Raw genomic sequence first — 24,659 nt, 5'->3', positions numbered from 1 at the left:
TCGGAACTGCCACCACCCCCGCCGCCCATGTTTTCTTGGGCTGCTGAAAACGCAGCTTTAAGCGCAGATCCTGCACCGGCCATATTGGCCGCGCCGCCAGCTGCTAAAGATGCCCCGGCACTTGCTATACCTGCGGCAATGCCTGCGGCAGCGGCCGCTGCCCCAACAGCGGCGCCTGCACCGAAACCGCCAATACCTCCAGTAGAAGCGCCTCCGACAATCCCCGAAAGCATTGGCGGTATCTTGTTAGTTAGATAAAGCAAAACAATGACGGAGATAGTAAGTACGGATAACTCCTTTAGGTTCATGCCATCTGTCATGCCTTGAATGGCTTGGTCTATAAATGTTTTACCTATACCGATAAGTAAAATCATTGCCATTATTTGGACGCCAAGGCCAAGCACAGTTTTGTAATAGGTAATTGCAATATCCGACGTCCAACGGGCTCCACCAAACCCAAGTAAGAAGATGCCGCCGTACATCAAAAACCACGACGATATGAACAGAAGAAGCATGTTAACTGCAATCAGGGTCAGGATAATTAGAACCGCAGCGGATAAGATTATCGCAACCGAACTATCAATCGGGCTAAAGCTCGATGAGTTATCCAAAGCGCGAAATAGTAGATTAAAGCCAATGTCTGTGATGCCAGAGGGGGTAAATGAGTCAGCCCCCCCGGCAACATTAGCGCCAATATCCCACATCGAGTCGATAATCGACTTTGATATAGCTGGCCCGTTTAATAACACCCACCAGAAAAAACCAAGTGTTCCGAAGAATCGCATGGTTTCAGCAAAGAACTCGCCAAGATCAGCTTTGCGCAGCAGCATCATGCCGTATGTCCACGTCATGCTAATGATCGCGAGTCCCCAAAACAACCAGTTCCCGTAAGAGACCATCTTGGCGCCCCAGCTGGACGCAGCGGCCTGGTATCGTTCCATCACCGAATCCATGATTCCGGTGTCTGCTGCTGATGCAACTTCGGGGATTAGAAGCAAGCTAAGTGCGGCCAGTGCTGCCGCACAAGTTACTACCCTTGGCTTGGTGATTATCATTATTTTTTCTCGCTGCCCATTGACCAAGTTTTCGGTTTGCTGCGAGTAATGCCCGTATCTGCCCGAGGGCAAAGAGACGGATCATTCTTGGTGGCTGGATTTACGCAATTAGGGCTCGCCACTTCTTCTTCCTTTTTGCACCCGGTTAGTGCGAAGAATGAAACAAGAATGGCGGCTGATACGGTGAGACCGATTTTCATAAAGTGCTCCTTAGTGACCCATAGACCAGGTACGCGCCGATGGCCGTTTTATGTTTGACTCATCGCGTAGCATTTTTGATGCTGCATCCTCTTGAGCTTTCTGGTCGGCTTGTTGTTGGGCTAGCGTGGTTGCTGCTTGGTTCTGAGCCAGCAACATGCCCCTGATTTGCAAAAGCTGATTACCCTGCGCGGCCGCTAATTGGTTGGCAGCTTGCAATGCCTGCATTTGACCAGTGGCCGAAGTCGCCTGCCCTTGAAGCGCCTGTAGCTTTTGGGCATCACTCGTAAGTGTTTGCTGTTGCTGATCGACACTTTTTATGACGTCAGCATTCGCGCGCTTTACCGCTTCCGCGCTACTAGCCCTGCGAGCTTCGAGAACGTTTCTCTCCGCTGCTGAACAACCCGTGGCTTGGAAGCAAGGAGAACTGGTGTAGTAATTTATATCCTGATACTTCGAAAGATAAGTGTCTATAGACCCACTTTGATTCTTGTAATAGTTCAGGGTTTGTTGCGCTGAGACTACTTTGCTGATGATCCCGTTCACCTCACTCCAAATGTAGGCACTTGGAGCTACTGTGTTTTTCAGCATGTTGTCATATTGTTCAAGTTGTGTTTTGTATTGCTGAATCTGTTTAGTAACTTGTGCCACTTGGTTCATTGCGGTGACAGTCGTTTGGCTGAGGTTCAAGCCATCAGCCACTGGAATGCCAGCTACAGCAGGTTGGGACGCCACAAAAGATAGTGTGGCCGCGAGCGCAACAGTTTTAGCCGCTAAAATTGCTTTCTTGGTAAACATAACTTTGCTCCTATGCCTTAGTAGTCAAACGACTGATAAGCTTTGGTGAATGTCACGTCTTTTACAGTCACGATGTTGAAGCGGTAGCCTGGACGAATTTTTAGAGTCGGGGCGACGTTTAGGTTTTTCGAAACGATTTGCGCCGATACCTGGCCGAGTTGCTGACCTAGGGCCGAACTGAGTTCGCTACTAACAGATGGTTGCTGGTATCCAGTACCGCTGCTCTGTCCCTGATCGGTGGCCATTGATGCACCAGCGGTAATGCCTGCCATGAACAACGCAGAGCCGTATATACGCCACAAGTGGTTATCGACCTGATCCCGGAAACCGGAGTAACCCGCCATGTCGGCACCAGGCATTGAACCAATGTCCAGCGCCTTGCCGTCAGGAAAAACCAGGCGCTGCCAGGCGATCAGGACGCCTTCTTGTCCAAACGCAACATCGCTGGAGTAAGAGCCAACCATCCGTGTTCCTTGCGGGATGAGTAGGTGTTTGCCAGTGGCAGTGTCGTAAACGTTCTGCGAGACCTGGGCCATGATTTGGCCTGGCAGGTCTGAGTTGATGCCGCTCAACATTATGCCGGGAATGACTGCGCCGGCTCTAATCTGAAACGGACTAGTCGGCGCTTCCATTTTGGCGTCCAAAGTCCAGCGATCTTTTTTGCCGTTGCTGTCAAAGGTGCTGTAATCCTTTCCCGAGCTGCTGGGCAACGAAGCCAGCATCATGCCGGCAGATCCAGTTGATCGACTAGCACCCATTCCGCCGCCGCCGCCGCTTGCTTGCACCTGGCGAAGTTGTGCTTGATAGGCTGCATTGGGATCGGTTACGCGCTGTTGATCTATTTGCCGGCGAACCTGCGCAATACGATCAAGCATTTCGTCGCGATTTTGCGGCTCTGCACTTGCATGCGTGCTTGTGCCAACTTGGCTCATGTCTGGCAATTGGATGACGGTCTTCGCACCAACGGCAGTTTGGAACGCCTGCATCTTCGCTTGGCGCAGCTGGGCGTCTTCCGGGTCATCTGGCATACCGTTGCCGGAATCACCGCGCGGGGGCGTAGGCGGCGCATCAGGGTTGGCCACACGGGCTACGGGCACACCATTGGATATTTGCTCAGCAGAGGTGTCAGAAGGCAGTACCAGCGGCTCAGGCTTGGTTTCCTGAATTACCCCTCCGGAGTGGCTACCAACAATCTCAGCGGCCATCAGAGAGCTATCCCCGCCCTTCCCCGTGACAACCGTGTCATGGGTTATCTTGGTTTCGTTGTCGCGCTTGACGGCAACCATCCCGATGAGGCCCAGAAATAGCGTAAGCATCGCAAGGCCAATCACCAGCGGCATATTGTTAACCCGGCGAACGCCGGTTTTTTTGCTGGACGCGCTTGGGGACGAGTCCGGCGACATTTGATCAGTGTCGGCCATCAGTCTTACTCCTTACGCGCCCAGGAACCCGCCGCAGCGACAGATCCGTTCTTTTGTGGAATGTAGGCACGGCTGATCGGTTGCTGGCCGATCATTACTGTTACCCGGTACAGGTCCGCTGCCGGTGCCAATGAGTCAACAACGTAGCGAAGATCTACCCCGGGCGTGAGCGCCGCCTGATGGGTTGGTTGTGCTTGAGCCCGGGCCTGATTCGTCTGCACCACTCGACTAGTCGCTTCTGGTGCAAACTCCTTTACCGAATATCCACGGCCGCGTAGAAGCACGACGAGGGATTTCCCGTAAGCATCGTTAGTGGGTTGCATGATGTTCCAGCGCGTCAGTGCCGGTGGGTACATCGTGACCAAGTGCGAAACGGTATCGCTGGCCATCGCCTTGTCGTACGCGGCCGGCGCTTCCGAATAATTCCCATAAGGAGAATTCCCTGCGCAGCCAGTCAATGATGCAATGAGGGCCGTTACAAAGAGGACTTTACGCATTACTTGTCCTTCCGTTCGATGGTGATTTTGTCCTGGCTCGATCCGACGCCGGCAACAAGAATTGCCTTATCAAACATGGTGTCCACGATGTAACGGTTGCCCTGGACGCGATAGTTGACCATCTGCGTTTCAGCATCACTGAAAAAACCGGCATCGCGGTGTACGACTAGCAAGGTTGGTGCTTCGCTTTGGCCCATCCCGTCAGGCATTTCGATGATGGTTTTGGAACCATCGTTGTAAACGCGTACAGGCTTCCAGCGTGCCGAGCCGTCGATTGAATAGTTGAAGTTCAAATTGCCCAAATATTCACGGGTCTGTGGAATCGTGTTGTCGTGGAGGTCTTTTGCTTGGGCGCTCTGAATTGCGGCCCATTTAGCCGCCGCGTCTTCTGGATACATAAAGCGTGCAAAGGGCATGCTTTCGCTGCGAGTGGAGCGGAGGCGGAAGTGGTAGACACGGCGGTCTGTCATGACAACCAGTGCGGTATCCAGATCCACGTCCAGGGGCTTCAAGATCAAATGAATGGTCTGATCGGCACCGGAGCCGCTGATACCCGGCTCAACGGTGTAGCGGGGATCACCTGCGTTCAGACCGTTGAATTGCTCGCCTGGCTGTAAAGAAATATCACAAACTTGTAGAACCGCGCAGACCACTTGGGTTTGTCCGCTGCCGTACTGAAACATAATCGCACCATCCCCACCAGGAGTTGCGTTACTTGTTGCTCTACCGGTCTGCCACTTTTTTCCGATCCCAATAGCCTTTTGCTCTTGAGGGGTCAGCTTTAGTGTTTGCGGGGCAAAGTATTTGTTTGCCATTTCCGCTTGGGTCTCGGCAGCAAATGCAATACCTGGCAAAAGAAGGCTGGCGATAACGGTGGAAATAATTGATTTTTTCATAAGGAGTGTCCGCCCCAGGATTAAAGTTGTTTCGACCAGTTAAAGTCGCGGATGAAAATAAAGTGACCGTTTACAAAGGTGTTTTGGTCAACGGCGGTTTCTTTGTTTTGATACACAGTGACGAGCGCGCGCATCTTGTATGGCTTGCCTTTCAACTGTCCGTCACGACTTCTTACTGTTTCAGTCCAATCGACCTGCCAAGATTCTTTGGTCTGAGGTAGAGCAGAGTTGATTTCAATTGAAACTGTTTCGTTTGCTGCACGGTTGAAAGGATTACGCTCGGGTGAGCCATTGAGGTATTCATTGATTTTCAACGTCGCAGCGTCTTGCGGCGCGAGATACGCATACGCGGCAAGCACAGCCTTGCGCTGCAAGGCCACGTCTGGTGTAACCAAGCGAGTGTTGTTGATGAAATTAACCACTGCCGTTTGGTAATCGGTTATGACTGCATCAGGCACGCGGCTAAGCAACGTTACAGAAACAGTATTTGCCGAGGCATCTTGTTGGAACACCATAGGAATGATTTTGGACTGCGACCCAATGTAAACCACGCCACCTACCCCACCCAGCGCGATCAGCAGCGAAATAAGTCCAACGGCCTGCCAAACTTGGATAGAGGACATAATCCCACCGACGTGACTATTCCAGGAGCGGCGAGCATTCAGGTAAGGGTTATTCACCTTCTTTTTAGCGGCTAAAGTTTCGCCTGGTACTTCTGGCTCGGTCTTTTTAGACCGACTGAAAATGCTCATGCTGCACCTCTGTAGTTATCAAGGCTCAAGCCCCGGTTGCGAAGCCACACATGCACCCATTCCGCGCCGTGTTTTTCTTCCAGATTCTTGATGGTTGCAATGTCTTCGGCGCCGGTTGCCCCGACAAAGGAAAGTGCCAGTGGCCCGAGTGCCAAGCTGTAGAGGCGACGGCCTCTCTCGGACACCAAGTAGTAATCCCGTTTTTGTTGTGCGCTTGCGATGATGTCGATCTGGCGTAGGTTCAGGCCCATACGCTTGTAAAGCTCGGTTGCAGCTTCATCGCGCGCATACATGTTCGGCAGGTAGATTTTGGTGGCCGTCGATTCAACGATAACGTCCAAGATCCCTGAGCCGGAGGCATCACTAAGGTTTTGAGTCGCCATCAGCACCCGGCAGTTTTTCTTGGCCAAGGTTTTGAGCCATTCGCGAATCTTCTCGCGGAACACTTTGTGAGCCAGCATCAGCCATGCTTCATCGAGAATGATCAGGGTTGGCCGGCCGTCTAGGGATTCCTCTATTCGCATGAACAAGTAGAGCAATACGGGCAAGGCGTAGCGGTCGCCCAGGTTCATCAGATGTTCAATTTCAAACGTGATGAAGTCGGAAATCGACAGCTGATCAACTTCGGCATCTAAGAGGTGTCCCATCAAACCATCAATGGTGTAGTCCTTGAGTGCTGCACGAATGTCCGTGTCTTGAATCATCCCGGTGAACTCCGACATAGTTCCCGGTCGGCCTGTGTCTTCTTCCACTTTCCCCATTTCAATAATGGTTTCGGCAATTTTGTTCCGCTGCTCCGGCGTAGTCATAACGTCGTTTAAGGCAAGCAGGTCGTTAATCCAGCCCATGGCCCAGGCGCGACGGCTACGAGTTACCAAGCCGGAAAGCGGAGCGAAGGCAAGTTTCTCGCCGGCACCCGCTACGACGTAGTGAGAGCCGCCAGTGGCCTTGCAGGCCGGATACATCGACATGCCTTTGTCGAACGTAAAGAGCCGTGCGTTGGAGTAACGCCGCCATGACATGGCAAGCATCGCGAGGTGTGTTGACTTACCCGCCCGCGTGGGGCCAAACATAATGGCGTGGCCAAGGTCGCGCACATCAAGGTTTATACGGAACGGGGAGTTACCGCTTGTAAGGCCGTGCATCAACGGTGGAGAGCCTGGCGGCATCAGTGGGTTAGGCGCAAAGTTCTCGCCTGTCCAGATGGTGCTGGTAGGGATCAGGTCGGCCAGGTTCATCGTATTGACGAGGGGCCGACGAACGTTCTCTACGCCGTGTCCTGGAAGCGATCCTAGGAAAGCATCCATGGTGTTGAGGGTTTCGATGCGAGCAGTGAACGCCATCGCGTTGATAGCCTTCTCAAGCTTGAGCGCGGCTGCTTCTACTGTTGCTCGGCTTTCGTCCATAAGCACAACAACGCTTGTGTAGAAGCCTTGGGCAACCATGCCGCTGTTGGTTTCAGCAATGGCCTGTGACGCGTCTGCAACCATGGACACGGCGTCTTCATCGACTACCCCGCCATTGGTGTTGAATACTTGGTCCATGAAGCCGCGGATCTTCTGTTTCCACTTCTTCCGAAATTTCTCCAAGTGGGATACCGCTTCATGGTGATCCATGAAAATGAAACGATTGGACCAGCGGTATTCAACAGGCAGTTCAGCCAAACGCGACAAGATCCCTGGCGATGACTCCAAAGGGAAACCTTCAATAGCCACGACTTGAATAAACTTGTTGCCCAGCTTTGGCGTTACGCCGGTGTACAGCTCCTTTCCACCAATCAGGCTATCAATGTAGACCGGATTATTTGGAAGCATTACAGGGTGGTTAAGCCCCGTAATACAGAACTGTAGCCATTGCAGTAATTCATCATGCGTAACGGTAGACCCGTCCTCATTCATGATTTTTTGGCCACACAAACGCTCCAGCGTCACCGCTGACGACATGCGCGATTGGATGGTGCTGACTTCTCTTTTAAAGAAGTCAATCAAGTGGGCAGTACGGGCCTTGCTGTCGGGCTTGTCTTCGTCGTCATGGAACATCAGTTCGACAAGCTTGCGCTCAGCAAGCATCGGCGGGAACCATGTCACCGTCAGGATAAAGAAGCCTTCGTACAAGTTTCCCAAACCTTCAAATGTCCGGCGCCGTTCTTCATCAATAGCGGCGGATACCGGATCAGGAAAAGCTGAAAGGCTTGGATCGCTGTAGTTCGGAGCAGGCCGTCGAACAGCGTCAACGTGAACCATCCAGCCACTGCCCATATTGGACAGTGCCTGGTTGATGCGGAACGAGTTCATTTCCCGCTCTACGTCGGTCGCACTGGCGTTGTCGGACCCCTTGTAAAGCCACGCGGACATCAAGGAACCGTTCTTGCCTACTATCACGCCGTCATCTACAACAGCCGCGTAGTTAAGCAGATCCGCCAGGCCAGCCTCGGTTGACTGGTGTTTCTTTAGTAGAAGGTCGGCATTGACCTGGCGAACCCGCAAAAGCAAGAAAATCACCAACACGATGCCAACGGCCGCAATTGCAACGAGGATTGATTCAATCATTTGTATTGCTTCCCTTGGGAGTTGCTGTTTTCGCGGAAGGGAGTGGCACGCGGCGGATAAAAGGGCTTGTAGCGACGGTTGCGTAGATACACCTGGCGCATCATCGGATCGGATTTACCCATTTTCCGTAGCATCCAAAGCGATGCGAACCACATGCCCACGCCAAGGAAAAAGGCCAACCAATCTTGTGCAGCGAAGATCAGGATGGCCGCGAGCAAACCGCTGAACATAACCAATTCACGATCCCCACCCATGAAAAGGTTGTGGCGGTTGCCGGCCCGACGAATAGGGATCTTGCGTAGTGCCATGGGATTTAGACCCCCTGAATCAAGCGAGCAGTAGCCGACTTAATAGCCTCGGCCTTGCTGGTGATCCAATCCGCAGACTTCACAGCCATGTCATGCGCAGCGGTAATTTCCGCGCCCTGACCGGTGATGGCTGCCAAGGTGTTTTGTGCGGCTACGATGAAGGCGAGTACCAGTACGACGAAGATCAGAGTCCGCAGGAAGCCGTTCATATCGCCGCCGAAAATCAGCGTTGCCCCTGCGCCTACCAGGCCAACAATCGACGCAGTAAAAGCGAATGGGCCAGTGATAGACGAGCGTACTTTCGTGAACCAGTCATCGAAAGGAAGCCCGCCCCCTGCGGTACTTGCAGCGAACGCAGGATGAGCGCTCAAGAGGACCATCAGTGCAGCACCAACAGTCAAAAGTGCCTTGGTGTTAACGCGGGAAGTGTTGTTTTGCATGGTGTAGCTCCTAGAGGTTGCGGGTGAGGTATTCGCCGTTTTCATAGCCAAGGATTTCCAAAATCCCTTGTACCCGACGGCCTTCGGGGGTTTTTTTTATGTGGACGATCAGATGCACCGCCTCCGCAATAAGTGGCTCTATTTCCGTTGGTGCATGCTTATTGCGAGTGATAAGAGACTTGAGGCGATACAACGCTGATTTAGGCGTGTTTGCGTGGAGCGTGCCCGCGCCGCCGTCGTGGCCGGTGTTCCATGAATCCAAAAGGTCGAGTGCTTCGGCTCCCCGGACCTCACCAACAATGATTCGGTCAGGCAGCATACGGAGGGAAGTTTTGAGCAAAGCCGTCATATCGACTTCAAGCGTGGTGTGGTACTGCACGCTATTGACGGCGGAACACTGAATCTCGCCTGTATCCTCAATAATAAAAATGCGCTCATTTGGGTCGTTATCGACCATTTCCTTAATGATTGCGTTGATGAGGGTTGTCTTGCCTGAGCCGGTGCCGCCGACGACAAGAATGTTCTTATGCTCGCAAACTGCCTTTTTTATGGCGTCACATTGCTCTTGGGTCATGATCCCAAGAGCAACGTAGCTGGCGAGTGTAAAAACGGCGATGGCCGGTTTACGGATCGCAAAACAGGGTGAAGAAACAATCGGTGGAAGTTGTCCAGCGAAGCGCTCATTCCCAAAAGGCAGTTCGCCATCAAGGATTGGCTCTTTCGCCCCAATAGTTTTACCCAGCAAACCTGCAAGCGTTTTCATTGCTGATAAAGCGCGCCACGCTTTTATCTCACCGATCACACGTGTCGGCTCGCCAAGGCGTTTTAGCCAAAGCTTCCCATCTGCGTTGAGCAGAATGTCGGTAGTTTTTGCATCGTTCAGCGCGCCTTCAACCAGCTCGCCCAGGTCGCGGCGCAGACGCTCGGTAAGGCGCTTTCTGACCGATTCCGATTCGCCATCATTGTCACTCATTGTTTGCTCCAAATTCGACACATATGCGAATGGCGCAAACGATATACCGAAACAGGGTTAAGGGCAATAACTCGGCATCGCTTTTAACAGTGATAAAGATGTACACCGCTTGCCTTCCATGACTTGTTGCACTATTTAGCGCTGACAAAAAAAAGCCCCTCGCAAGGGGCCTTGGATTTTTAGCCGCTAAAATTTATGTATTCGGTTAGTTATGACTTGTTTCGGATTTTTGCAAGGTTTATTTCGTGCCATTTGCGCAACTGAAAAGCTTGGTGAAATGTCAGTGTGGCGCAGGCACGGCAGTATCCAGGCGGCAGACTTGACGGAAGATGTACACCGTCAGCATCGTCAAGCGTTTTGCTATCTAAGTCCGTTGACTCAAGCAGCATCGGCAATGGTGTTTGAAGCGCTTCTGAGATAGCAGCTAGGGTTTTTAGAGTTGGATTGCCCTTACCGTTTGTGATTTCAGAAAGAACAGATATAGAGACGCCTGTGAGCTGGGCTAGCTCGTGTTTGGTCATGCCGCGCTCATCCAGCAAGCGCAAGACATTCGTAAAAAAAATTGCGTTGTACACAGTCGGTCGATGCCTCAATACAGGACTAAATTTTAGCCGCTAAAATTCTTGACCGTGGGGGGTTTCTTTAGCTAAAGTAATAGATGATTAGTAAATCGTCTCCCGTTATAGTGGCCATCTTACATTTTGTGCGCAGTTTCGGTAAACGCTATTTTCGGGTTGCGCGTGATCCGTCACCGATAGGCGAGTAAGATTTCCGCCATAACAGGGCGGCTCGGCCGAGATATGGCCGGTCAAACATTTGTAATGGAGTGAAAATGTCCAGTCTGAAAAAAGCCGCTCAGAAGCATATTGACGAGCTGGTTAAGTCCGGGCTCTCACCCGAGGAAGCCGCGTTGCAGGCCGCAAAGTCCGTTTACGCTTCGGTCACGGCATTCCCAGGTGTTCAATCCGATGAGTTTCTTGCTGCCGCAATGGTGGAATCATCGAAAATAGATTTTGATGCACCTACACCCCAACTGCCGGGGGCTACGTCTGCCGGCACGCCCAAGAAGAAGCGTACAGTTGCCGAACAGTTGGACCAGGCTGTCAAGGAACGCAAGCAACCGGAGCTTTTTGGTGCCTTGGAAAAGGGCGAAAAAAACCCTTTAGATACCATTGCTGCCAAAGTTTCGGAGCTTAAAGAAATAGAACGGATGGATCGAATCATCAGCGATATGACGCAGATGGAGCTTTCCCTATTCGACATTGCCCCATGGGACGACGATTTGCGAGCCATCCCAAACGACTGGGGGCGCTCGGCAGTTTTTACGACCAGAAACAAAGGACAAAAACGAGCCGCCTACGACAACCAGCTTATATATCACTACAACAAGGACGTAGAAATTCATTACACCGGCATTGAGTTGCGTGCTGATGACGATGAGCTTGTATGGCAACAAATTTTGGAATATGCAAAGCGTTCAGCCATAGGGGTTCATGTCTACTTCACGTTGCGTCAACTGCTAATTGACGTTGGCTGGCACATAAACCCGTTCTATTACAGACGGGCGATAAGCTGCCTCAATAGGCTGAAAGCCACATCCTTTCAAATCAGTTCCCCGAGACACAGCCGGATCAAGGGCCTTTCGCTGGTAAAAGAATTTGAAATAGTCACTGATGAAAACAAGCGTTCAATTTGCCAAGTTGAACTGTCTGCTCACCTGGTCGTGTTATTTGCGAATGACCACTATTCAAAAGTTATTTGGGTGAAGTACAGAGAGCTTTCCCCTACCGCGAGACGCTTGTTTGATTGGTGCGTGACGCACAAGAGTCCCTACCCGTTGAAGCTGGAGACATTCCGGCTTATATGCGGCTCTGAGTCCACAAGGCCCAAGAAATGGTCAGAGCAGACCCGGGCGGCTTGCAAGGAGCTGGAGGAAGCGGGACTTGTGAAAAAAACTTGGGTAGAAAAGGGGTTCATTCACTGCACCAGGTAACACTTGAGGGGCTGAATAAGCTCGGCAGTTAACACATGGGGGGCTTAGCCCTCCTTTTTTTGCCTAAAAAACGACTATCCCATGCAAATCCGGCAAGTTCTGAGCTGAATCAGCCAGAATCACAAGCTGCTACCCGCCGATCCTGCGGAAAAATACGCTAGTGAGCAAAATATCTATAACACTTGAGGGGCTTTTACTAACACTTGAGGGGCAGACGCCTAACACTTCGAGGGCGAACATGCCAATAGATGGGGGGCAAACCAGCCAACACATGGGGGGCTGCTTATTTGGCGTAAAAGCCTTTAAAATCAATGGCATAAACCACCTTTCCTGGCCCATATAACCCTTTTTTTGAACCCTTCTTTAAACCCGCGCGAAAATCCGCGCAATTTAAACCCGCCGAAGGGGGGGAAACCCCCCCTTCTCGATCCCTCCCGAGCCGCAAGCGGCTCTCCCATCCCCCCAGGGGCGATGCCCCTCGGTCGCAAGCTCCCTCACCCCGAAGGCAGTCAACGCCGCTACGCGTCGCCTTAACCGCTTCGCTACGCAAAGGGAAAAAACCCCCTTTGCCGCGTGACCTTTGCAATAGCGCCCGGCTAGATAAATTGTATAAACCTTAAACTTTCTGGTTTTTACGCCATAAGGGAGTTGGTCCCTGAATCTGATCACTAACCAATCCTTTGTTGCGCCTGGTAGTAGGCTCGTAATCCTTACGATGTGGTTACAGAGTCTTACGTGCTGGGCAGCTCGGCCAGTGCCGCTAATTCAAGCTGGTGTCGGTGAATCCTGGTACTTGGCCCCTCAAGTGTTAGCCCGGTTTCAGCCTGGCCACCACGGACTGGCCCCTCAAGTGTTAATCCGCTAGCTCGTTGGCCACCCCGGCCGGCGCCACTGAATTCACCTGGTGTTGGTGAATCCTGGTGCGTGGCCCCTCAAGTGTTAGCCCGGTAGACCGCTGGCCATCTCGGACGTGCTGCTCACCTGGTGTTGTTGAATCCTGGTATTTGGCCCCTCAAATGTTAATCCGGTAGCTCGTTGGCTACCCCTGCCAGCGCCGCTGAATTCACCTGGTGTTGGTGAATCCTGCTATTTGGCCCCTCAAGTGTTAGCCCGGTAGAAGCCTGGCGACCACGGCCGGCGCCGCTGAATTCAACCTGGTGCCGGTCTATCCTGTTACTTGGCCCCTCAAGTGTTAGCCCGGTAGCAGCCTGGCGACTACGGCCGGCGCCGCTGAATTCAACCTGGTGCCGGTCTATCCTGTACTTGGCCCCTCAAGTGTTAACCCGGTAGCAGCCTGGCGACCACGGCCGGCGCCGCTGAATTCAACCTGGTGCCGGTCTATCCTGTTACTTGGCCCCTCAAGTGTTAGCCCGATAGCACGCTGGCCGCCCCGCCCGTGCTGTCGGTTTCTGAAATAGATGCGCCTCCAGAATGGCCGCATGTCCCATGAGGTAGCCAACGAGGTGCTGGAGAAGGCGGAAGACACTTTGCTGGACTTCCTGTGCGTCACAGGCTGAATCTCTCGCCCTGGCGTTGCCGGGGCCTTCCGGTCAGGCGATCGTCAGTGAATAATGTCGCCCAGGGACACCGCAAGTGACCACAGCAATGGTCCGCTTTATCGCGATCTGCCTCCACCTGATGCACTGCATTCGCATGCGCGAAACTGACCACGGAAATACACCAAAAGGAATGCATTTATGAGCAACGAAAAAGCCCACCTGCTGAAAGTAAAGGCACAATTACGCAAAGCGTATAGGTCTGCATTCTTTTGTGGCGTTCTAGTAGTTGTCGCGATGATGGCCATCGTCATGTTGGCTATTGCTGCGAAACAACCGGTAGACCAAAAAGCTATTGTCGAAGGCTGGGCACCGCTCATCATGCTTATGGCAGCAATCTCGGGGGTGTGTCACTTTTTCCACGGAGTGGTTCTAAACAAAATCAAGAGACTTGACCAATAAACACTTATTGCAGCTTAGGTCTTTAAGACCTATAATGCACATCGAGGCCAGGCGTTTCGTCAAGGTCATTACCGGACACCTATCCGATGAGCATTTTTACCAATCTCGCAGTACCCACCACACTTAACGATCTGCTACAGGCTCGCGATGACGCGCTACGGCTGCTTGGCGATGCTCGCCGCACTGCTGACATGGCAGCAAAATTGCTCGCCCAGCATGGCCCTTATCTGATGCCACATGGTGCTAAATTTCCAGAGGATGAGAAACGTGTCCGTTCCGAACTGGACAGCAGCATGTGGCGCCGAGCATTCGACATGACGGGTTTCAAGCAGCTGATGGATGCCCAAGCAGTTGCCGAGTTTGAAAAAAGTCTGTTACCGCTGGCACCTGAGTTTACTGAGGCAAACATCCGCGCAACCTTTATTGACCTTCGCTTGAAGGCGGAAATGATGTTTCGTCGTGGGTTATTTGATGTGTTCCGCTATTTGTCAGATGACTATCGTACCAACGCCAAAGAGCCCTTTCGTATTGGCAGTAAAGTGGTAATGTCGGGCATGGTTTGCCGGTCATACCGGCGCGGCTTGCAGATTAACTACGGCTGGGCGTCGGACAAGCTTAACGATTTGGATCGGGTTGTAAAAACCGTTGATGGCAAGCCCTTCTTACCTCGCACACTAGAAACGGCTATGACCGTCGCTTTCGAGGATGGCCAAGTGTTTCAGGATACCTACTACCGGGCAAAAGCATTCAAAAATGGCAATCTCCATCTTGAGTTCCTACGACTCGATCTACTCGAAAAGGTGAATGAGCAGATCGCAGAATGCTACGCCGATGGCGCCCTGCCTGACGCGCGTGCCGCTTAGGAATTTTCGCTCAGCTGCATCCAAGCCCCGCCGTCAAAACGTGGGGCCAGGTGCGTAGACGGACGCCCGTTTTTGCGTCCTTTGAAAATCCGCTATCCGGTCGAACCGCTTCTAAGGTAGTTAGAGCGAAACTCCGCTACCCGTGTCGAAGAAACTCCCGCCAATTTTGCGAGCAGCGCGTTGGGAATTACCCCAACCAGGTGCTGGTATCGAGATACCTTTGAAACGCGCCGAAACGGCGCAACACCCAAGAACCTTTGTCGTTGTTCGACTATTTGCAATGGAACGCCAACAGCCCTGCTGATTTTCGCAGAGGACATTGTGCCGAACAGCGATTCGTAGCCCAGCCACGGGCCAACGTAGTTTTCAAGACGAGCTTGTGCCGGTGCTTTAGGTAATGGTTTAGCAGGTTGCAGCCCGAAGTCCTCACGCCAGTTCCTAACGGTTGTGCGGGAAACTCCTGCGAGTTTGGCTACGTCTCGATCATGCACAAGCCCCAAAAGCTCCTTGTAGGGCCGCAAAGGGTGGTTGGCTGGGAACTTCTTTACCTTCGGTCGTGGAGCTGGTCCCGGCTTGGCCTTTAAGCCAAGAGACCTCCTGTACGTCGCTACACAATGTGGCGAGACTCCACATAACCGTGCTACGCGCCTATCAGACTCTATTGCGAGTAAGTGTCGGTATGGCTCTATGGCTTGTTTGGCGGTCCAGACAGTAATGCCGAACAATTGGCGTCGGTAACGGATCACTGGTTTCGAGGTTCCTACCAGGTCAGCCAATCTCTGGTCATTCATTTTGCCCAATTTACAGTCATACCACCTAGGCAGACCTATGTTCTTCCAATCAGCGGTCATGTATTCCTTACTTGCTTCGATAACAGTTGTTTTTTGGAGTTTAAAAAGGTTTTACACCAAAGGAGAAGTGTTGGACTCAGTATAAATGTGCGCGGTCAGCGGAGTAACTCATTGACTAGCCCGGTTCGCCGGGCTAACGAGTTCGAATTATTGTTGCTAAATAGGTCATAAAGACCTATAATCCTTCGCAGAGACCAGGCATTTAGCCCAGGTAATTACCGGAGTTCTTCCGATGAATAACGTCAAAGTTGTTGTCCTGCGCAGCGAAACTGATCGCCTTTTTCGTCTAGCGAACACCCATTACCATGCTTGCGTTGGGGTCAGTGAAGTTAAGAGCTGGCAAGAGCTTGCTAAGCGGGTGTTGGATGAGTCCGCACAGGTGTCATGCAAGCGCGCTGGTGAATACGACTTGAATCAATGGGCTAAGGCAGTTCAAGCCCTTGCTGATGCGACCGTGGCCTCGGTAGAGCGTCTGCATAAGCTCAGCATCGAGCAAGCGCGCCCTGCCGAGCGTCCGGCTCTACATATCGTCAATTCATCCGAAAATGTCTCGGTCCATTTCGTCCCTGAGTCGGATAAGCGCATCAGCCCGCTTCCAATTTTCGTGACTCGCAAACAGCAAGTCGCTGTTTAACACCCCCCCCTAGCCAACTACATTTAGAAAGGACTAACTATATGAGCATCAAAAGAAGTTCAAAAGAATTAGCAATAATTCGGGGGGGGGTGTGTGCGCTGGTTTTTTTTGTTGGTTTGGCACTCATGTTTCTTAACCATACCTTGTACGGCGACGGGGACGACGCGGCTGGTAAGCTATGGCTTTGCAGCGCACTACTTACAATGTGCGGTGGTGTTGGTGGGGTTTTATTTGCGGCCGAGGTGGGCGGATAGTTGATGCATTCCCGCCTTCCTACAACAGCCCGCTATGCGGGCTGTTTTGTCTTGGCCGTGTAGCAGTCGCGTGCTTAAAGTTGGTTGATTTGATAGGTCTAAAAGACCTATAATGTTTTCAAAGGCCGGGCATGCAGCTCAGGTCAGTACCGGGAAAACCGATGAAATCTCAAGATCAAGCAGCGCCGATCATTACTGCAACCATCGTTGCAGAGGATAACCGCCTCGACTTCTACCCTTCCTATTTTGGTAAATATTACCTGGCCGGTGAAAATTTAATTTATGTCATGGCGCGCCGCTTTTTGAAGGATTACCAGGGCGGTTACTGGAATTTCTATACCCTCAGCAACGGTGGTGTTTTCGCGGCGCTAAATACCGATACACCTCAGCATTTCATTGTTGCAGACAACTATTTTTCCGAGCATATGAGTGCCGAGGCTGCTGGTATTACCTTGACGCTTTTCGTTTTAGGTCGGTTGTTGGCTGCGCGTATCCCGGAAATTGAAGCTCAACGCTTCCAGGTTCTTTATTACAAGCTACGAGATTTCGCGATAGAACATGCGGAATCCCAGGCCATCCTGACTGCCATTGACTGATAAAAAGGCCCGGATCACTACCGGGCTTTTCTACTGGGACATATCTATGACATTCGATGAACAGGCCCACAAGATACGCAGTGAAGCCGACAGGAAGGCCATAGCCCAACTACTCGCACAGTATCCGTGGGGTAAAGACGTACCCGCACGACCAGCCGGGGCTGTGCCCGATTCAAGCGCTGACTTGGAGCGGTTGCCAAACGACCTAGTTAAGCGCAAGGCTAAACTTGAGTTGCGAGTGCAAGCTTATCGCTCAAGCCTTGCTCGATCTATTAAGAAGCATGACGACCTCAAACGATTGGGCTTGGATGAGGTAGGAAACTCTGACCTGATGATTTGCTATTCAGGCGATCCTCTTGCTGCCTGTAGGCATACTATGGCACTGCATGAGGCTCATATTTCCTATGACCTAAGCGTTCTTGAGATACTGGACAGAGAATTATCTAAACTAGATGCAAGCGTTCCCACCGGCTTTCTTCTGGTCGATGCTGTGTTGACACCCCGGCAGGCGTTCCAAGTACGGCAGTGGGCTGCATCTGCAAAACCAAGACTTGAACAAGCTAGGGCAAAAGCTCGTTTGAACACCAGAATAGAACAGTGAGATTTGAAATGACTAATGTGGTCAGATTTGACATTCGGTCGGAGTGTTTTCGGCCTGCTTCAACATGGGAACAGCCCACACCGGAAGAAGTCCGAGAAATCTTGCTGCGCATTGCACCTCCACGGGGAATGAAGGGATCAGATGCGGCGAATCTGCTGGGTGTCCAAGGACGCCAGATCAGGCGATGGACTGGTGGTGATGCGCTTATCCCCTACGCGGCTTGGGCAATTTTGGCCGACATGGCGGGTACTCCCCGCATTTGGAACCAAGGAAAACAGTAGGAAATTTTAGCGGCTAAAATTGGAATTTAGCTAAATGTCTCTGGCGTTATAGGTCTTTAAGTCCTATAATGTATTTGAAGGCCGGGCAGCTCGCCCAGGTCAATACCGGAGATACATTCCGATGAGCATGCAGCAACGAACCACGCGGATCATGGCTTGGATTGATTTACTGCCAGAAGTGGATCGCACCGATTTGCAGGAGCGGCGGGACACGATTCAAGAACTTACTCGCCAAGCAGCAGAGGCAACACAAAAAGCTCAGTTGTTGACGCGGCAAGCGCAAGAGCTTCGCGTGCGGGCAAACCTGGCGGCTAGCGCGCTTGAGGGCGAAGCCAAGGGTAAGTTTTCGGCGGAAGGTGTAGAGAAGGCTAAGAGGCTGGCTTACGGGCAGTAGTTGAAGCGCCCCGGATTGCTCCGGGGCACTTGACCCGATGCGGACACATCAAGCCCAAGCCAGGTGCTTGCAGACGGCATGTTCATGCAAACGTATGAGAGGGTCAAGTTATGGCTAATAACATTTTGAAGTTTCCTGGAAGTGATGGAGTACCAGTAGCTCGCAGTGCTGTGAACGAACCGGCACCTGCCAAGGCACCTCGCAGCCCTGCGACGGGCAAGAAGTTTTTCTCTGGCGTCGTGACAGCCTTGTGGTTTGTGCTCGCCCTAGTGTGGCCTGTACTGCGCTGGATTATGGCGTTGGATGTGGTTTTTCGTGGAGTGGCGATGGCTTGGCACTGGGATACGCCTGGTACTTACGCTGGCTGGACGTTTGTTATCCACTTCGCCGCATTTGTCGCTCTTACCTTTTTTGTTTCGGTATTCAAGCCTAAAGGTGTTAAGTAGCCGTTCTACCGAATTAATCAAATTAAAAGAGGCCCGCAAGGGCTTTTTTTTATTTAGCTAAAAATGAGATTTTAGCCGCTAAAATCCTTGACCACATATTTTACTTTAGCTAAACTTGTTGGCATGCGGCGGCGGACACCGCTTTGTTCAAATTGCCAGGTGCGGAGCTATTTATGGGTACGATCCATGACCAAAAAAACCATGACCGAGGCACAGTTTTCGGAAGTGACCAAGGGGCTGAGTGTATCGCCTCAGACGCTGGAGATAGCGTACGGGGTTTTGGTGTTGGGCAAGCCCCAAGCGCATTACGTGCAGGAGCTGCACTTGACGGCGGGAGCAATCTCGCAGGCAGTGCGCCGCGTGTGGGCAGCGTTCCAGGAGCAGAGTGCAGTCCCGAGTGGGTACGAGCGGGTAACGGCAATCTTGCCGGCGCACCAGGCGTTTATCGTGAAAAAGTGGCAGCAGGCACACAAAAAAACGGAATCCTGAATATGAACACCAAGTTGAAACCTTTGGTAAATGCGCTACTGCAAGCCGGCTTCAAAATGAAGACATTGGCGAACGCAATTCAGAAAGGCGGGCAAGGTAAGACCTTTGCGACTTGTCATCTGGCGTTCGACGGCGCAGCGCGCGGCCTTCGCGTAGTTGTGATCGACCTCGACCCTCAAGGCAATGCGAGCCATACCCTTGCACATTATGCGTCCGGGCTTAGTTCAAGCCAGTTGTATTCGGGCGACGAGGATCTGATTTCTTCTGTGTTCGGCGGCCGTGACAACGCTGGTATTTCACTTATTGGTAAAGATGCCGGTCTGGCTAACATTGAGCAAATGGAAACGGAAGACGCAGCCTCAGAACTGCGCATGCAAATTGAAAAACTCAGTGAGTATTTTGACCTTTGCTTGATCGACACCCCTCCTTTCATCAGTAAATTGATGGCATCGGCGCTGTACAGCAGTGATTACGTTATGTCGCCAGTTGAGCCTGAGACGTACAGCATCCAAGGTGTTCAGGCGATGGTTTCTGTGATTCAAAACATTCGCGTTCGTGGCAACCCAGGGCTCAAATTCATCGGCATGTTCCCCAACCGTGTCAATTACCGTGATCAGCGACAGCTCGATAACCTGGCCAGCATGCGCACGGCTTTTAAAGACTTGGTTATGCCGTTTGATTGCCGGCAGCGCGGTAGTTTTGCCGAAGCTCAAGGGGATCAAATCCCTGTATGGCAAATCAAGAAAACGTCGGCGCGTGTTGCAGCGAAAGAAGTTCGGGTTATGACCCAATTCGTTTTTGAGAAAATGGAGATCGTGCAATGAGCGCGAAAACAGGTAAAGCAGCCCAGGCAGCAGCAGAAGCTCCGAAAAAAGCCGGGGGCATGAATCTTGGGGGTATGGACCTTTCGGGCCTCCTAAGCCCTCCTGAGCTGCCACAGGCGGCTACCGGTCAGCTTCGTGTGCCTTTGGATGTTGTTCATGAAGATGATGGGCAGCCGCGTGGACCAGACAATCCTGGATTTACCCCTGAAAGCATCGCAGAAATCGGACAGACGATTCTTGCGCGCGGTGTTAAGAGTGCCATTTCTGTTCGCGAACATCCGTTACGGCCAGGTCACTACATCATCAATGACGGCGCTCGCCGTTACCGTGGTTCGAAGTGGGCTGATGCACCAGACATTCCGATCTTTATCGACAACGACTACACGCCTGATGACCAGGTAGTTGCCAACATCCAACGAGAAGGGCATACCGCATTCGAAATCGCAGAGCTGATCGGCAAGCGCTTGGCTGTAGGCATGAAAAAAGGTGAAATCGCTAAGGCATGGGGTAAGTCGAACGCTTTCATTACCCAGCATGCCGCGTTGCTGGATCTACCTGGTCCGATTGCCGAAGCGTTCAATAGCGGTCGAATCAAGGACGTTACCGTCATCAACGAGTTGCTGTCCGCACACAAGAAGCAACCACAGGAAGTAGCCGACTGGCTGGCTGATGAGAACCAAGAAGTTACGCGCGGCTCGGTAAAGCTATTGCGTGAGTTTCTGGCAGACGGAAAGGGCCGCGATCCTCACACCGTTGATGCTCTCACCGGTAAGACCGACGCTGAGGGTGGTGGTAACGACGAGGACGGAAACGGGGCCGGGCCAGAGAATAAGGAGAAGAAGCCTCCAAAAGAGGATGACCCTACCAAGATCAAGAAGGCAATCGTCCAGGTCGAAATTAACGGCGACCTCTGCCGTCTGATTATGACCAAACGCCCAAGTGAGGGTGGGCTGGCCTGGTTCAAAAACGAGATTAGCGGCGAGGAATTCGAGGCGAATCTTACTACTGCAAAAATGGTTGCTCTGGTCGAAGGTTGACCATAAAGGCCCGCGCCTGGCTCCAGGCGCCGCGCCATGGTTAGGAGAATCGTATGATCATGAACAAAAACGGTCCAGCTTTGAAATCAAATTGGAGTGGAACTTTGAAATCAAAATGGAATGCGTTGAATGAAATCGAAAATACGCTGCACATGACCCAAAAATCCAACCTTGGTCCACGTGCAACCTTTTCATTGCTTATTGGCACGGCGGTTGGGATCGTGGCCGTTGCCGGAGCATTTGCCATGAAGGCAACAGGTTTCGTGCCATTCGTCATTGGACTCTTAACCGGCGGCGCGGCATTAATTTTGACATACAAGAAAATCAAGTTACCTAACACGTACGGTGATCGCTTGGATGGCCAGCTGGCACAGTACGACCCAGTTCATCAAGAGGCTTTTATAACGCTTCAAAAAGAGGTCCGCGCTTCTGGTATGTATAAAGTCGAAGTAGTCATGGCTTGGATCGACACGGAGCGCCGCGCTATCAACTACGTCATGTCCCCGCTGAAAGATGAGAGTCAATTTCTCAAGCGTGAGCTGTAGCAAATCCTGGACCTATCATGAAAGCTTGCATCACCCTGGCCACCCAAAGAGAAATCACAATGCCCAACGAAAAATTGATCTTCACTACCAATGACGGTTTCACTGGCGAGCAACGCGTCCAGTACCAGGCACTGTTCGCTCTTAAGCGTTTTGAGTTAGCCGAATTAAAAGCGCTCGCGTCCAAGTAAGCAGTTATCCCGAGCAATTCTAAAACCCGCTAAGGCGGGTTTTTTTCCGCTGCTATTTGGGCGAGCATCGCTTTGTCGGTATCCGGCCGCACATTTGATTTATGGTATTGCGTAAAATTTCTAGTTATTTTATATGCTATACCGTATAATTCCCTCATCGAAATCAGGTACAGGGCTGTATGATGACAACCAGCCGGCGATTCTGGACGACCGTAGAGTTAGAGAAGCTAAAAGCGCTGTATCCAAACACACCCATTAATGACTTGGTGCGGTTGTTCGATCGTTCAGCCCGATCTATTTACGCCAAGGCTAAAGAGTTGCGGGTGAAACGCAGCGCCGATTATTCAGCTAGCGAACACAGCGGACGGTTTTGTAAGTGCCAGGGTTGTATAGAATCAATGGCAAAGACGCTGACTACCGAGCAGATGGAAGCCCGCTACGAAGCGCTCAGAGAGGCGTCTCAGCACTTGCAAATGGATTGGACAAATAGTGCTATTGAACGCTCGGAAGGGCTTCTGATGGCTGATTGGCTCAGTGAACAAGCTTTGAAATGGCTCTCTAAAGCGCACCCCCAACACTAAGAGCAAGAATGATTATGAATCGACTAAATAGTGCTGACTTCCCGGTTTTTCGACTACTGATTGCGGCTTTCATTGTGCTGGGTATAGTGATCCTCGCCGTTCTCGCGGGAACGTCACTTTCCGATTCCTACAAAGCAGCGACCATTGCAGAAATTCAAACGGTTACTGCGCAATCGAATTGCGCGAAGAAGATGCTTTCTGATGCAAACCGGAACGCAATAGAAATACTGCGTCGAGATTTGAAGTCGGTGCAAGCGATCTGCGTCTCGATTGACGAGCAGGCAAAGGCGTTTAACGAGAATTGATTTCGGCTGACCGCCGATTCCCACGGATATTGCGACAGCTGTAGTCGGCGGGGTAATTATCTCGACTGTATTTTCGGTTGTTTATTCAGCCATCGCAGCTAAGTAGGAAAAATTTATGTCATCCATGCGCTTTTTTCTCCGTACTGACAATCCCGCTCCGTTGAAGGCCTTTATCGATGAATCACTAGATTTCAACATCGATTTGGTGCGGATTGATCCACCTTCGGCACTGGAGCTATCAGGCTCAGGATCGGAGGGGGCCGGTGAATGGTACGAATGGTATACGTATGCCAATTGGGCCAGCTTCGAACACTGTCTTTACATTTCGGTGATCGAACATGGCGCGAGCCTTCATACAGGATTCCTTGAGCTGCATAGCGTGTGCCTAGACCTTGAGTTAGCTGGAAACCCCGGTCGAGGCCTTCGCTTCAACCGGGCGGCGTTTTTGGAGCATCTTGAACGGTACAGAACGGCGCCTGGCTGGTTCGATGACGAAGGGAACCGCCGATTTCCTTTTCCGGAAGAGGTTGTGGCCAACAACAGGGAACGGCCGGATTACCTGGCTCGCTTCAATATCGAAAAATTCTAGGAAACCCCCATGCGGTATCTCATTTTTTTAATTGTTTATATGTTGGTAATGCTGGGCATAAACATTTGTGCGCATTACTGGGGTAATTGGCTTTTCACGCTGTGGGAGTGGGCGGCGATCTGCGGCTTTGTAGCCGTCGTGATGTCGTATTTCTTTCTTTGGGACCGTAGTTAGGAAAAGTCGCTCAGTTGCGCCCTAAGCCCCGCCATTGCGGGGCTGTGTCAGTAGAGGCACGCTGGATCGGCCAGAGTGCATAGGGAGTAAATCAAGTATGGGAAGTAATGAAAACTTGGAATCCCGCGACAGCCGTATTGAGAAGCTTGAAAGTATGCACCGAATTTCGCTACTCGGAATTGTGGTTTTCGTGGCTCTTACTGTGGTCGGCATTGCGTTTGCCGGTGATCTTTCAGTCAGTCGAATAGCCGTTGGAATCATCGGGGTCACGTTCGTAATGGCATTCGCAGTACAACTGCAGAGAGTTGGATCGCTATTAAAGGCGGTACACCATGAGCCATCTGAGCGCAGATAGTGAACAGATTCCGCAACAAGTCGCTTCGCGATCAGTACGCAGCAATGGTTGATGCGTACCGCAGCCGACATAACGGTTTGTTCACCGAAGCTGGCCAGCCCCACCGTGGAAGTGGCCTTGCACTGGCGTTCTGGAACGGCTTCGACAGCGTTTCGATGGGAACGGGGTTCGGTACCAAGGCCGAGCGCAGTTCGCCTGCCTACGCTTGCTGGAGAGCTGGCCAAGACTGCAAAAAATTGATCGTCGTGGCCCAGGCCGGGAGTTAGAGGAATTCGCACCAGGTGTTCCAAAGCCCCGCCGTAAAACGTGGGGCAAGGTGCGTATAAGGACGGTCATTTTCGCGTCCGCGAACTCAGGGAGTAGGAATGATGCAATTAAAAGCCGACATTACCGCTTTGCGCGTTGACTTCGATGTTGACGTTTTCAGGGCGGATAAGGGTGTGTACGTGTTGGCACGAGAGCGGCCGCACCAGGGCCACTTTCTCAACTTCGTCAGTCCGGCACACACCACCAAGGGTGCGTTGCTGGATTACTGCAAAACCAATTTCGATGATGTTTTGCACTACCTCTATCCAGATTATCAGGCCGAGTGGAGCGAGCATTTAGAGCGATTGGCAAGGCTGGAAATTGGTAAGTGTCCGCTTCACGGCGAAGCGATGCACCATGTCGGTTACGTCGATTCCGAGAAAACCATCTATCTAGCAGAGTGCGATAACCCTGATTGCAATGTGCAGGCCAGCACGATCTGCGCCGCAGGCACGGGCATGACGCTCACCGCGCCCTTTCAACACCTTCTCGAAATGTAGGAAAGCGA

The 24,659-nt window shown here is 51.9% G+C and carries 29 protein-coding genes; 17 read left to right on the top strand and 12 right to left on the bottom strand.

Annotation, left to right across the window (positions count from 1 at the left end; genetic code table 11):
• The 12 genes from trbL to AACU78_RS10555 form a co-directional block, all read right to left on the bottom strand.
• A partial coding sequence (gene trbL, locus AACU78_RS10610) for a P-type conjugative transfer protein TrbL (RefSeq protein ID WP_218276861.1) occupies nt 1-941 on the bottom strand: 941 nt, incomplete at its 3' end.
• A gap of 113 nt (nt 942-1,054) precedes the next feature.
• Complete coding sequence (locus AACU78_RS10605; protein WP_146151484.1) at nt 1,055-1,255, bottom strand: hypothetical protein; 201 nt, start codon at nt 1,253-1,255, stop codon at nt 1,055-1,057.
• 10 nt (nt 1,256-1,265) lie between these two features.
• Entirely contained in the window at nt 1,266-2,051 is a 786-nt protein-coding gene (gene trbJ, locus AACU78_RS10600) for a P-type conjugative transfer protein TrbJ (protein WP_106580455.1), read from the bottom strand.
• Between the two features lie 17 nt (nt 2,052-2,068).
• Nucleotides 2,069-3,472: a TrbI/VirB10 family protein gene (locus tag AACU78_RS10595; RefSeq protein ID WP_106580454.1), complete on the bottom strand. Its 1,404-nt coding sequence runs from the start codon at nt 3,470-3,472 to the stop codon at nt 2,069-2,071.
• Between the two features lie 5 nt (nt 3,473-3,477).
• Nucleotides 3,478-3,969: a conjugal transfer protein TrbH gene (locus AACU78_RS10590; RefSeq protein WP_106580453.1), complete on the bottom strand. Its 492-nt coding sequence runs from the start codon at nt 3,967-3,969 to the stop codon at nt 3,478-3,480.
• A complete protein-coding gene (trbG, locus tag AACU78_RS10585) occupies nt 3,969-4,865 on the bottom strand; it encodes a P-type conjugative transfer protein TrbG (RefSeq protein WP_106580452.1) in 897 nt (298 codons plus the stop codon). The genes AACU78_RS10590 and trbG overlap by 1 nt, the downstream gene beginning before the upstream one ends.
• 20 nt (nt 4,866-4,885) lie before the next feature.
• Nucleotides 4,886-5,617, bottom strand: coding sequence for a VirB8/TrbF family protein (locus AACU78_RS10580; RefSeq protein WP_106580451.1), 732 nt, complete (start codon nt 5,615-5,617; stop codon nt 4,886-4,888).
• Complete coding sequence (locus AACU78_RS10575; protein ID WP_106580450.1) at nt 5,614-8,166, bottom strand: VirB4 family type IV secretion/conjugal transfer ATPase; 2,553 nt, start codon at nt 8,164-8,166, stop codon at nt 5,614-5,616. The genes AACU78_RS10580 and AACU78_RS10575 overlap by 4 nt, the downstream gene beginning before the upstream one ends.
• Nucleotides 8,163-8,474: a conjugal transfer protein TrbD gene (locus AACU78_RS10570; protein ID WP_106580449.1), complete on the bottom strand. Its 312-nt coding sequence runs from the start codon at nt 8,472-8,474 to the stop codon at nt 8,163-8,165. The genes AACU78_RS10575 and AACU78_RS10570 overlap by 4 nt, the downstream gene beginning before the upstream one ends.
• A 5-nt stretch (nt 8,475-8,479) precedes the next feature.
• Nucleotides 8,480-8,914 (bottom strand): TrbC/VirB2 family protein, encoded by a 435-nt coding sequence (locus tag AACU78_RS10565; protein WP_106580448.1) that lies wholly within the window; start codon nt 8,912-8,914, stop codon nt 8,480-8,482.
• 10 nt (nt 8,915-8,924) lie between these two features.
• Entirely contained in the window at nt 8,925-9,887 is a 963-nt protein-coding gene (gene trbB, locus AACU78_RS10560; RefSeq protein ID WP_106580447.1) for a P-type conjugative transfer ATPase TrbB, read from the bottom strand.
• Nucleotides 9,888-10,096: 209 nt separating this feature from the next.
• Entirely contained in the window at nt 10,097-10,462 is a 366-nt protein-coding gene (locus AACU78_RS10555) for a transcriptional regulator (protein WP_106580446.1), read from the bottom strand.
• Between the two features lie 257 nt (nt 10,463-10,719).
• Between AACU78_RS10555 and trfA the strand changes: the two genes are divergently transcribed.
• The 17 genes from trfA to AACU78_RS10470 all read left to right on the top strand — a co-directional run bounded on the left by trfA (nt 10,720) and on the right by AACU78_RS10470 (nt 24,651).
• Nucleotides 10,720-11,880 carry a plasmid replication initiator TrfA gene (gene trfA / locus AACU78_RS10550; RefSeq protein WP_106580445.1) on the top strand — a complete coding sequence of 387 codons (1,161 nt, stop codon included), beginning with the start codon at nt 10,720-10,722 and terminating at the stop codon, nt 11,878-11,880.
• Nucleotides 11,881-13,577: 1,697 nt separating this feature from the next.
• Nucleotides 13,578-13,838: a hypothetical protein gene (locus AACU78_RS10545; protein ID WP_106580444.1), complete on the top strand. Its 261-nt coding sequence runs from the start codon at nt 13,578-13,580 to the stop codon at nt 13,836-13,838.
• Between the two features lie 86 nt (nt 13,839-13,924).
• The gene (locus AACU78_RS10540; protein ID WP_106580443.1) at nt 13,925-14,701 is read left to right on the top strand and encodes a DUF4942 domain-containing protein; all 777 of its coding nucleotides are present in this window, start codon (nt 13,925-13,927) and stop codon (nt 14,699-14,701) included.
• 1,083 nt (nt 14,702-15,784) lie between these two features.
• Complete coding sequence (locus AACU78_RS10535) at nt 15,785-16,186, top strand: hypothetical protein (protein WP_106580442.1); 402 nt, start codon at nt 15,785-15,787, stop codon at nt 16,184-16,186.
• Between the two features lie 415 nt (nt 16,187-16,601).
• Nucleotides 16,602-17,036, top strand: coding sequence for an antirestriction protein (locus tag AACU78_RS10530; RefSeq protein WP_158266169.1), 435 nt, complete (start codon nt 16,602-16,604; stop codon nt 17,034-17,036).
• Nucleotides 17,037-17,082: 46 nt separating this feature from the next.
• The gene (locus AACU78_RS10525) at nt 17,083-17,637 is read left to right on the top strand and encodes a hypothetical protein (RefSeq protein ID WP_146151483.1); all 555 of its coding nucleotides are present in this window, start codon (nt 17,083-17,085) and stop codon (nt 17,635-17,637) included.
• Between the two features lie 402 nt (nt 17,638-18,039).
• The gene (gene kleA / locus AACU78_RS10520; RefSeq protein ID WP_256587069.1) at nt 18,040-18,312 is read left to right on the top strand and encodes a stable inheritance protein KleA; all 273 of its coding nucleotides are present in this window, start codon (nt 18,040-18,042) and stop codon (nt 18,310-18,312) included.
• 110 nt (nt 18,313-18,422) lie between these two features.
• A complete protein-coding gene (gene kleE, locus AACU78_RS10515; protein WP_146151482.1) occupies nt 18,423-18,758 on the top strand; it encodes a KleE stable inheritance protein in 336 nt (111 codons plus the stop codon).
• Nucleotides 18,759-18,944: 186 nt separating this feature from the next.
• A complete protein-coding gene (locus tag AACU78_RS10510) occupies nt 18,945-19,247 on the top strand; it encodes a TrfB-related DNA-binding protein (protein WP_177410142.1) in 303 nt (100 codons plus the stop codon).
• A gap of 2 nt (nt 19,248-19,249) precedes the next feature.
• The gene (locus tag AACU78_RS10505; RefSeq protein WP_256587068.1) at nt 19,250-20,071 is read left to right on the top strand and encodes a ParA family protein; all 822 of its coding nucleotides are present in this window, start codon (nt 19,250-19,252) and stop codon (nt 20,069-20,071) included.
• A complete protein-coding gene (locus AACU78_RS10500; RefSeq protein WP_106580435.1) occupies nt 20,068-21,108 on the top strand; it encodes a ParB/RepB/Spo0J family partition protein in 1,041 nt (346 codons plus the stop codon). The genes AACU78_RS10505 and AACU78_RS10500 overlap by 4 nt, the downstream gene beginning before the upstream one ends.
• Before the next feature lie 53 nt (nt 21,109-21,161).
• A complete protein-coding gene (locus AACU78_RS10495) occupies nt 21,162-21,653 on the top strand; it encodes a hypothetical protein (protein WP_106580434.1) in 492 nt (163 codons plus the stop codon).
• A gap of 17 nt (nt 21,654-21,670) precedes the next feature.
• Nucleotides 21,671-21,841, top strand: coding sequence for a hypothetical protein (locus AACU78_RS10490; RefSeq protein ID WP_158266168.1), 171 nt, complete (start codon nt 21,671-21,673; stop codon nt 21,839-21,841).
• Nucleotides 21,842-22,020: 179 nt separating this feature from the next.
• The gene (locus AACU78_RS10485; RefSeq protein WP_106580433.1) at nt 22,021-22,422 is read left to right on the top strand and encodes a hypothetical protein; all 402 of its coding nucleotides are present in this window, start codon (nt 22,021-22,023) and stop codon (nt 22,420-22,422) included.
• 14 nt (nt 22,423-22,436) lie between these two features.
• Complete coding sequence (locus tag AACU78_RS10480; RefSeq protein WP_146151481.1) at nt 22,437-22,727, top strand: hypothetical protein; 291 nt, start codon at nt 22,437-22,439, stop codon at nt 22,725-22,727.
• Between the two features lie 115 nt (nt 22,728-22,842).
• Complete coding sequence (locus AACU78_RS10475) at nt 22,843-23,316, top strand: hypothetical protein (RefSeq protein WP_106580431.1); 474 nt, start codon at nt 22,843-22,845, stop codon at nt 23,314-23,316.
• An 894-nt stretch (nt 23,317-24,210) separates the two neighbouring features.
• Nucleotides 24,211-24,651 carry a hypothetical protein gene (locus AACU78_RS10470; RefSeq protein WP_106580428.1) on the top strand — a complete coding sequence of 147 codons (441 nt, stop codon included), beginning with the start codon at nt 24,211-24,213 and terminating at the stop codon, nt 24,649-24,651.
• Nucleotides 24,652-24,659 lie beyond the last annotated feature (8 nt).

It is taken from the genome of Pseudomonas sp. R9.37 (assembly GCF_963878885.1).
Classification (GTDB): domain Bacteria; phylum Pseudomonadota; class Gammaproteobacteria; order Pseudomonadales; family Pseudomonadaceae; genus Aquipseudomonas.
This window is presented reverse-complemented; position numbering and strand designations above follow the sequence as displayed.

What these genes read in the sequence shown, in the direction of transcription:
- AACU78_RS10530 (WP_158266169.1), top strand. Translation starts at nt 16,602, where the DNA reads ATGAAATCTCAAGATCAAGCAGCGCCGATCATTACTGCAACCATCGTT.
- AACU78_RS10590 (WP_106580453.1), bottom strand. Translation starts at nt 3,969, where the DNA reads ATGCGTAAAGTCCTCTTTGTAACGGCCCTCATTGCATCATTGACTGGC.
- AACU78_RS10570 (WP_106580449.1), bottom strand. Translation starts at nt 8,474, where the DNA reads ATGGCACTACGCAAGATCCCTATTCGTCGGGCCGGCAACCGCCACAAC.
- AACU78_RS10595 (WP_106580454.1), bottom strand. Translation starts at nt 3,472, where the DNA reads ATGGCCGACACTGATCAAATGTCGCCGGACTCGTCCCCAAGCGCGTCC.
- AACU78_RS10565 (WP_106580448.1), bottom strand. Translation starts at nt 8,914, where the DNA reads ATGCAAAACAACACTTCCCGCGTTAACACCAAGGCACTTTTGACTGTT.
- AACU78_RS10500 (WP_106580435.1), top strand. Translation starts at nt 20,068, where the DNA reads ATGAGCGCGAAAACAGGTAAAGCAGCCCAGGCAGCAGCAGAAGCTCCG.
- AACU78_RS10540 (WP_106580443.1), top strand. Translation starts at nt 13,925, where the DNA reads ATGAGCATTTTTACCAATCTCGCAGTACCCACCACACTTAACGATCTG.
- AACU78_RS10575 (WP_106580450.1), bottom strand. Translation starts at nt 8,166, where the DNA reads ATGATTGAATCAATCCTCGTTGCAATTGCGGCCGTTGGCATCGTGTTG.
- AACU78_RS10470 (WP_106580428.1), top strand. Translation starts at nt 24,211, where the DNA reads ATGATGCAATTAAAAGCCGACATTACCGCTTTGCGCGTTGACTTCGAT.
- kleE (WP_146151482.1), top strand. Translation starts at nt 18,423, where the DNA reads ATGGCTAATAACATTTTGAAGTTTCCTGGAAGTGATGGAGTACCAGTA.
- trbB (WP_106580447.1), bottom strand. Translation starts at nt 9,887, where the DNA reads ATGAGTGACAATGATGGCGAATCGGAATCGGTCAGAAAGCGCCTTACC.
- AACU78_RS10485 (WP_106580433.1), top strand. Translation starts at nt 22,021, where the DNA reads ATGATGACAACCAGCCGGCGATTCTGGACGACCGTAGAGTTAGAGAAG.
- trbG (WP_106580452.1), bottom strand. Translation starts at nt 4,865, where the DNA reads ATGAAAAAATCAATTATTTCCACCGTTATCGCCAGCCTTCTTTTGCCA.
- AACU78_RS10475 (WP_106580431.1), top strand. Translation starts at nt 22,843, where the DNA reads ATGTCATCCATGCGCTTTTTTCTCCGTACTGACAATCCCGCTCCGTTG.
- AACU78_RS10545 (WP_106580444.1), top strand. Translation starts at nt 13,578, where the DNA reads ATGAGCAACGAAAAAGCCCACCTGCTGAAAGTAAAGGCACAATTACGC.
- trfA (WP_106580445.1), top strand. Translation starts at nt 10,720, where the DNA reads ATGTCCAGTCTGAAAAAAGCCGCTCAGAAGCATATTGACGAGCTGGTT.
- AACU78_RS10490 (WP_158266168.1), top strand. Translation starts at nt 21,671, where the DNA reads ATGAAAGCTTGCATCACCCTGGCCACCCAAAGAGAAATCACAATGCCC.
- AACU78_RS10605 (WP_146151484.1), bottom strand. Translation starts at nt 1,255, where the DNA reads ATGAAAATCGGTCTCACCGTATCAGCCGCCATTCTTGTTTCATTCTTC.
- kleA (WP_256587069.1), top strand. Translation starts at nt 18,040, where the DNA reads ATGAGCATGCAGCAACGAACCACGCGGATCATGGCTTGGATTGATTTA.
- AACU78_RS10495 (WP_106580434.1), top strand. Translation starts at nt 21,162, where the DNA reads ATGATCATGAACAAAAACGGTCCAGCTTTGAAATCAAATTGGAGTGGA.
- AACU78_RS10535 (WP_106580442.1), top strand. Translation starts at nt 15,785, where the DNA reads ATGAATAACGTCAAAGTTGTTGTCCTGCGCAGCGAAACTGATCGCCTT.
- AACU78_RS10580 (WP_106580451.1), bottom strand. Translation starts at nt 5,617, where the DNA reads ATGAGCATTTTCAGTCGGTCTAAAAAGACCGAGCCAGAAGTACCAGGC.
- AACU78_RS10480 (WP_146151481.1), top strand. Translation starts at nt 22,437, where the DNA reads ATGAATCGACTAAATAGTGCTGACTTCCCGGTTTTTCGACTACTGATT.
- AACU78_RS10505 (WP_256587068.1), top strand. Translation starts at nt 19,250, where the DNA reads ATGAACACCAAGTTGAAACCTTTGGTAAATGCGCTACTGCAAGCCGGC.
- trbJ (WP_106580455.1), bottom strand. Translation starts at nt 2,051, where the DNA reads ATGTTTACCAAGAAAGCAATTTTAGCGGCTAAAACTGTTGCGCTCGCG.
- AACU78_RS10510 (WP_177410142.1), top strand. Translation starts at nt 18,945, where the DNA reads ATGACCAAAAAAACCATGACCGAGGCACAGTTTTCGGAAGTGACCAAG.
- AACU78_RS10525 (WP_146151483.1), top strand. Translation starts at nt 17,083, where the DNA reads ATGACATTCGATGAACAGGCCCACAAGATACGCAGTGAAGCCGACAGG.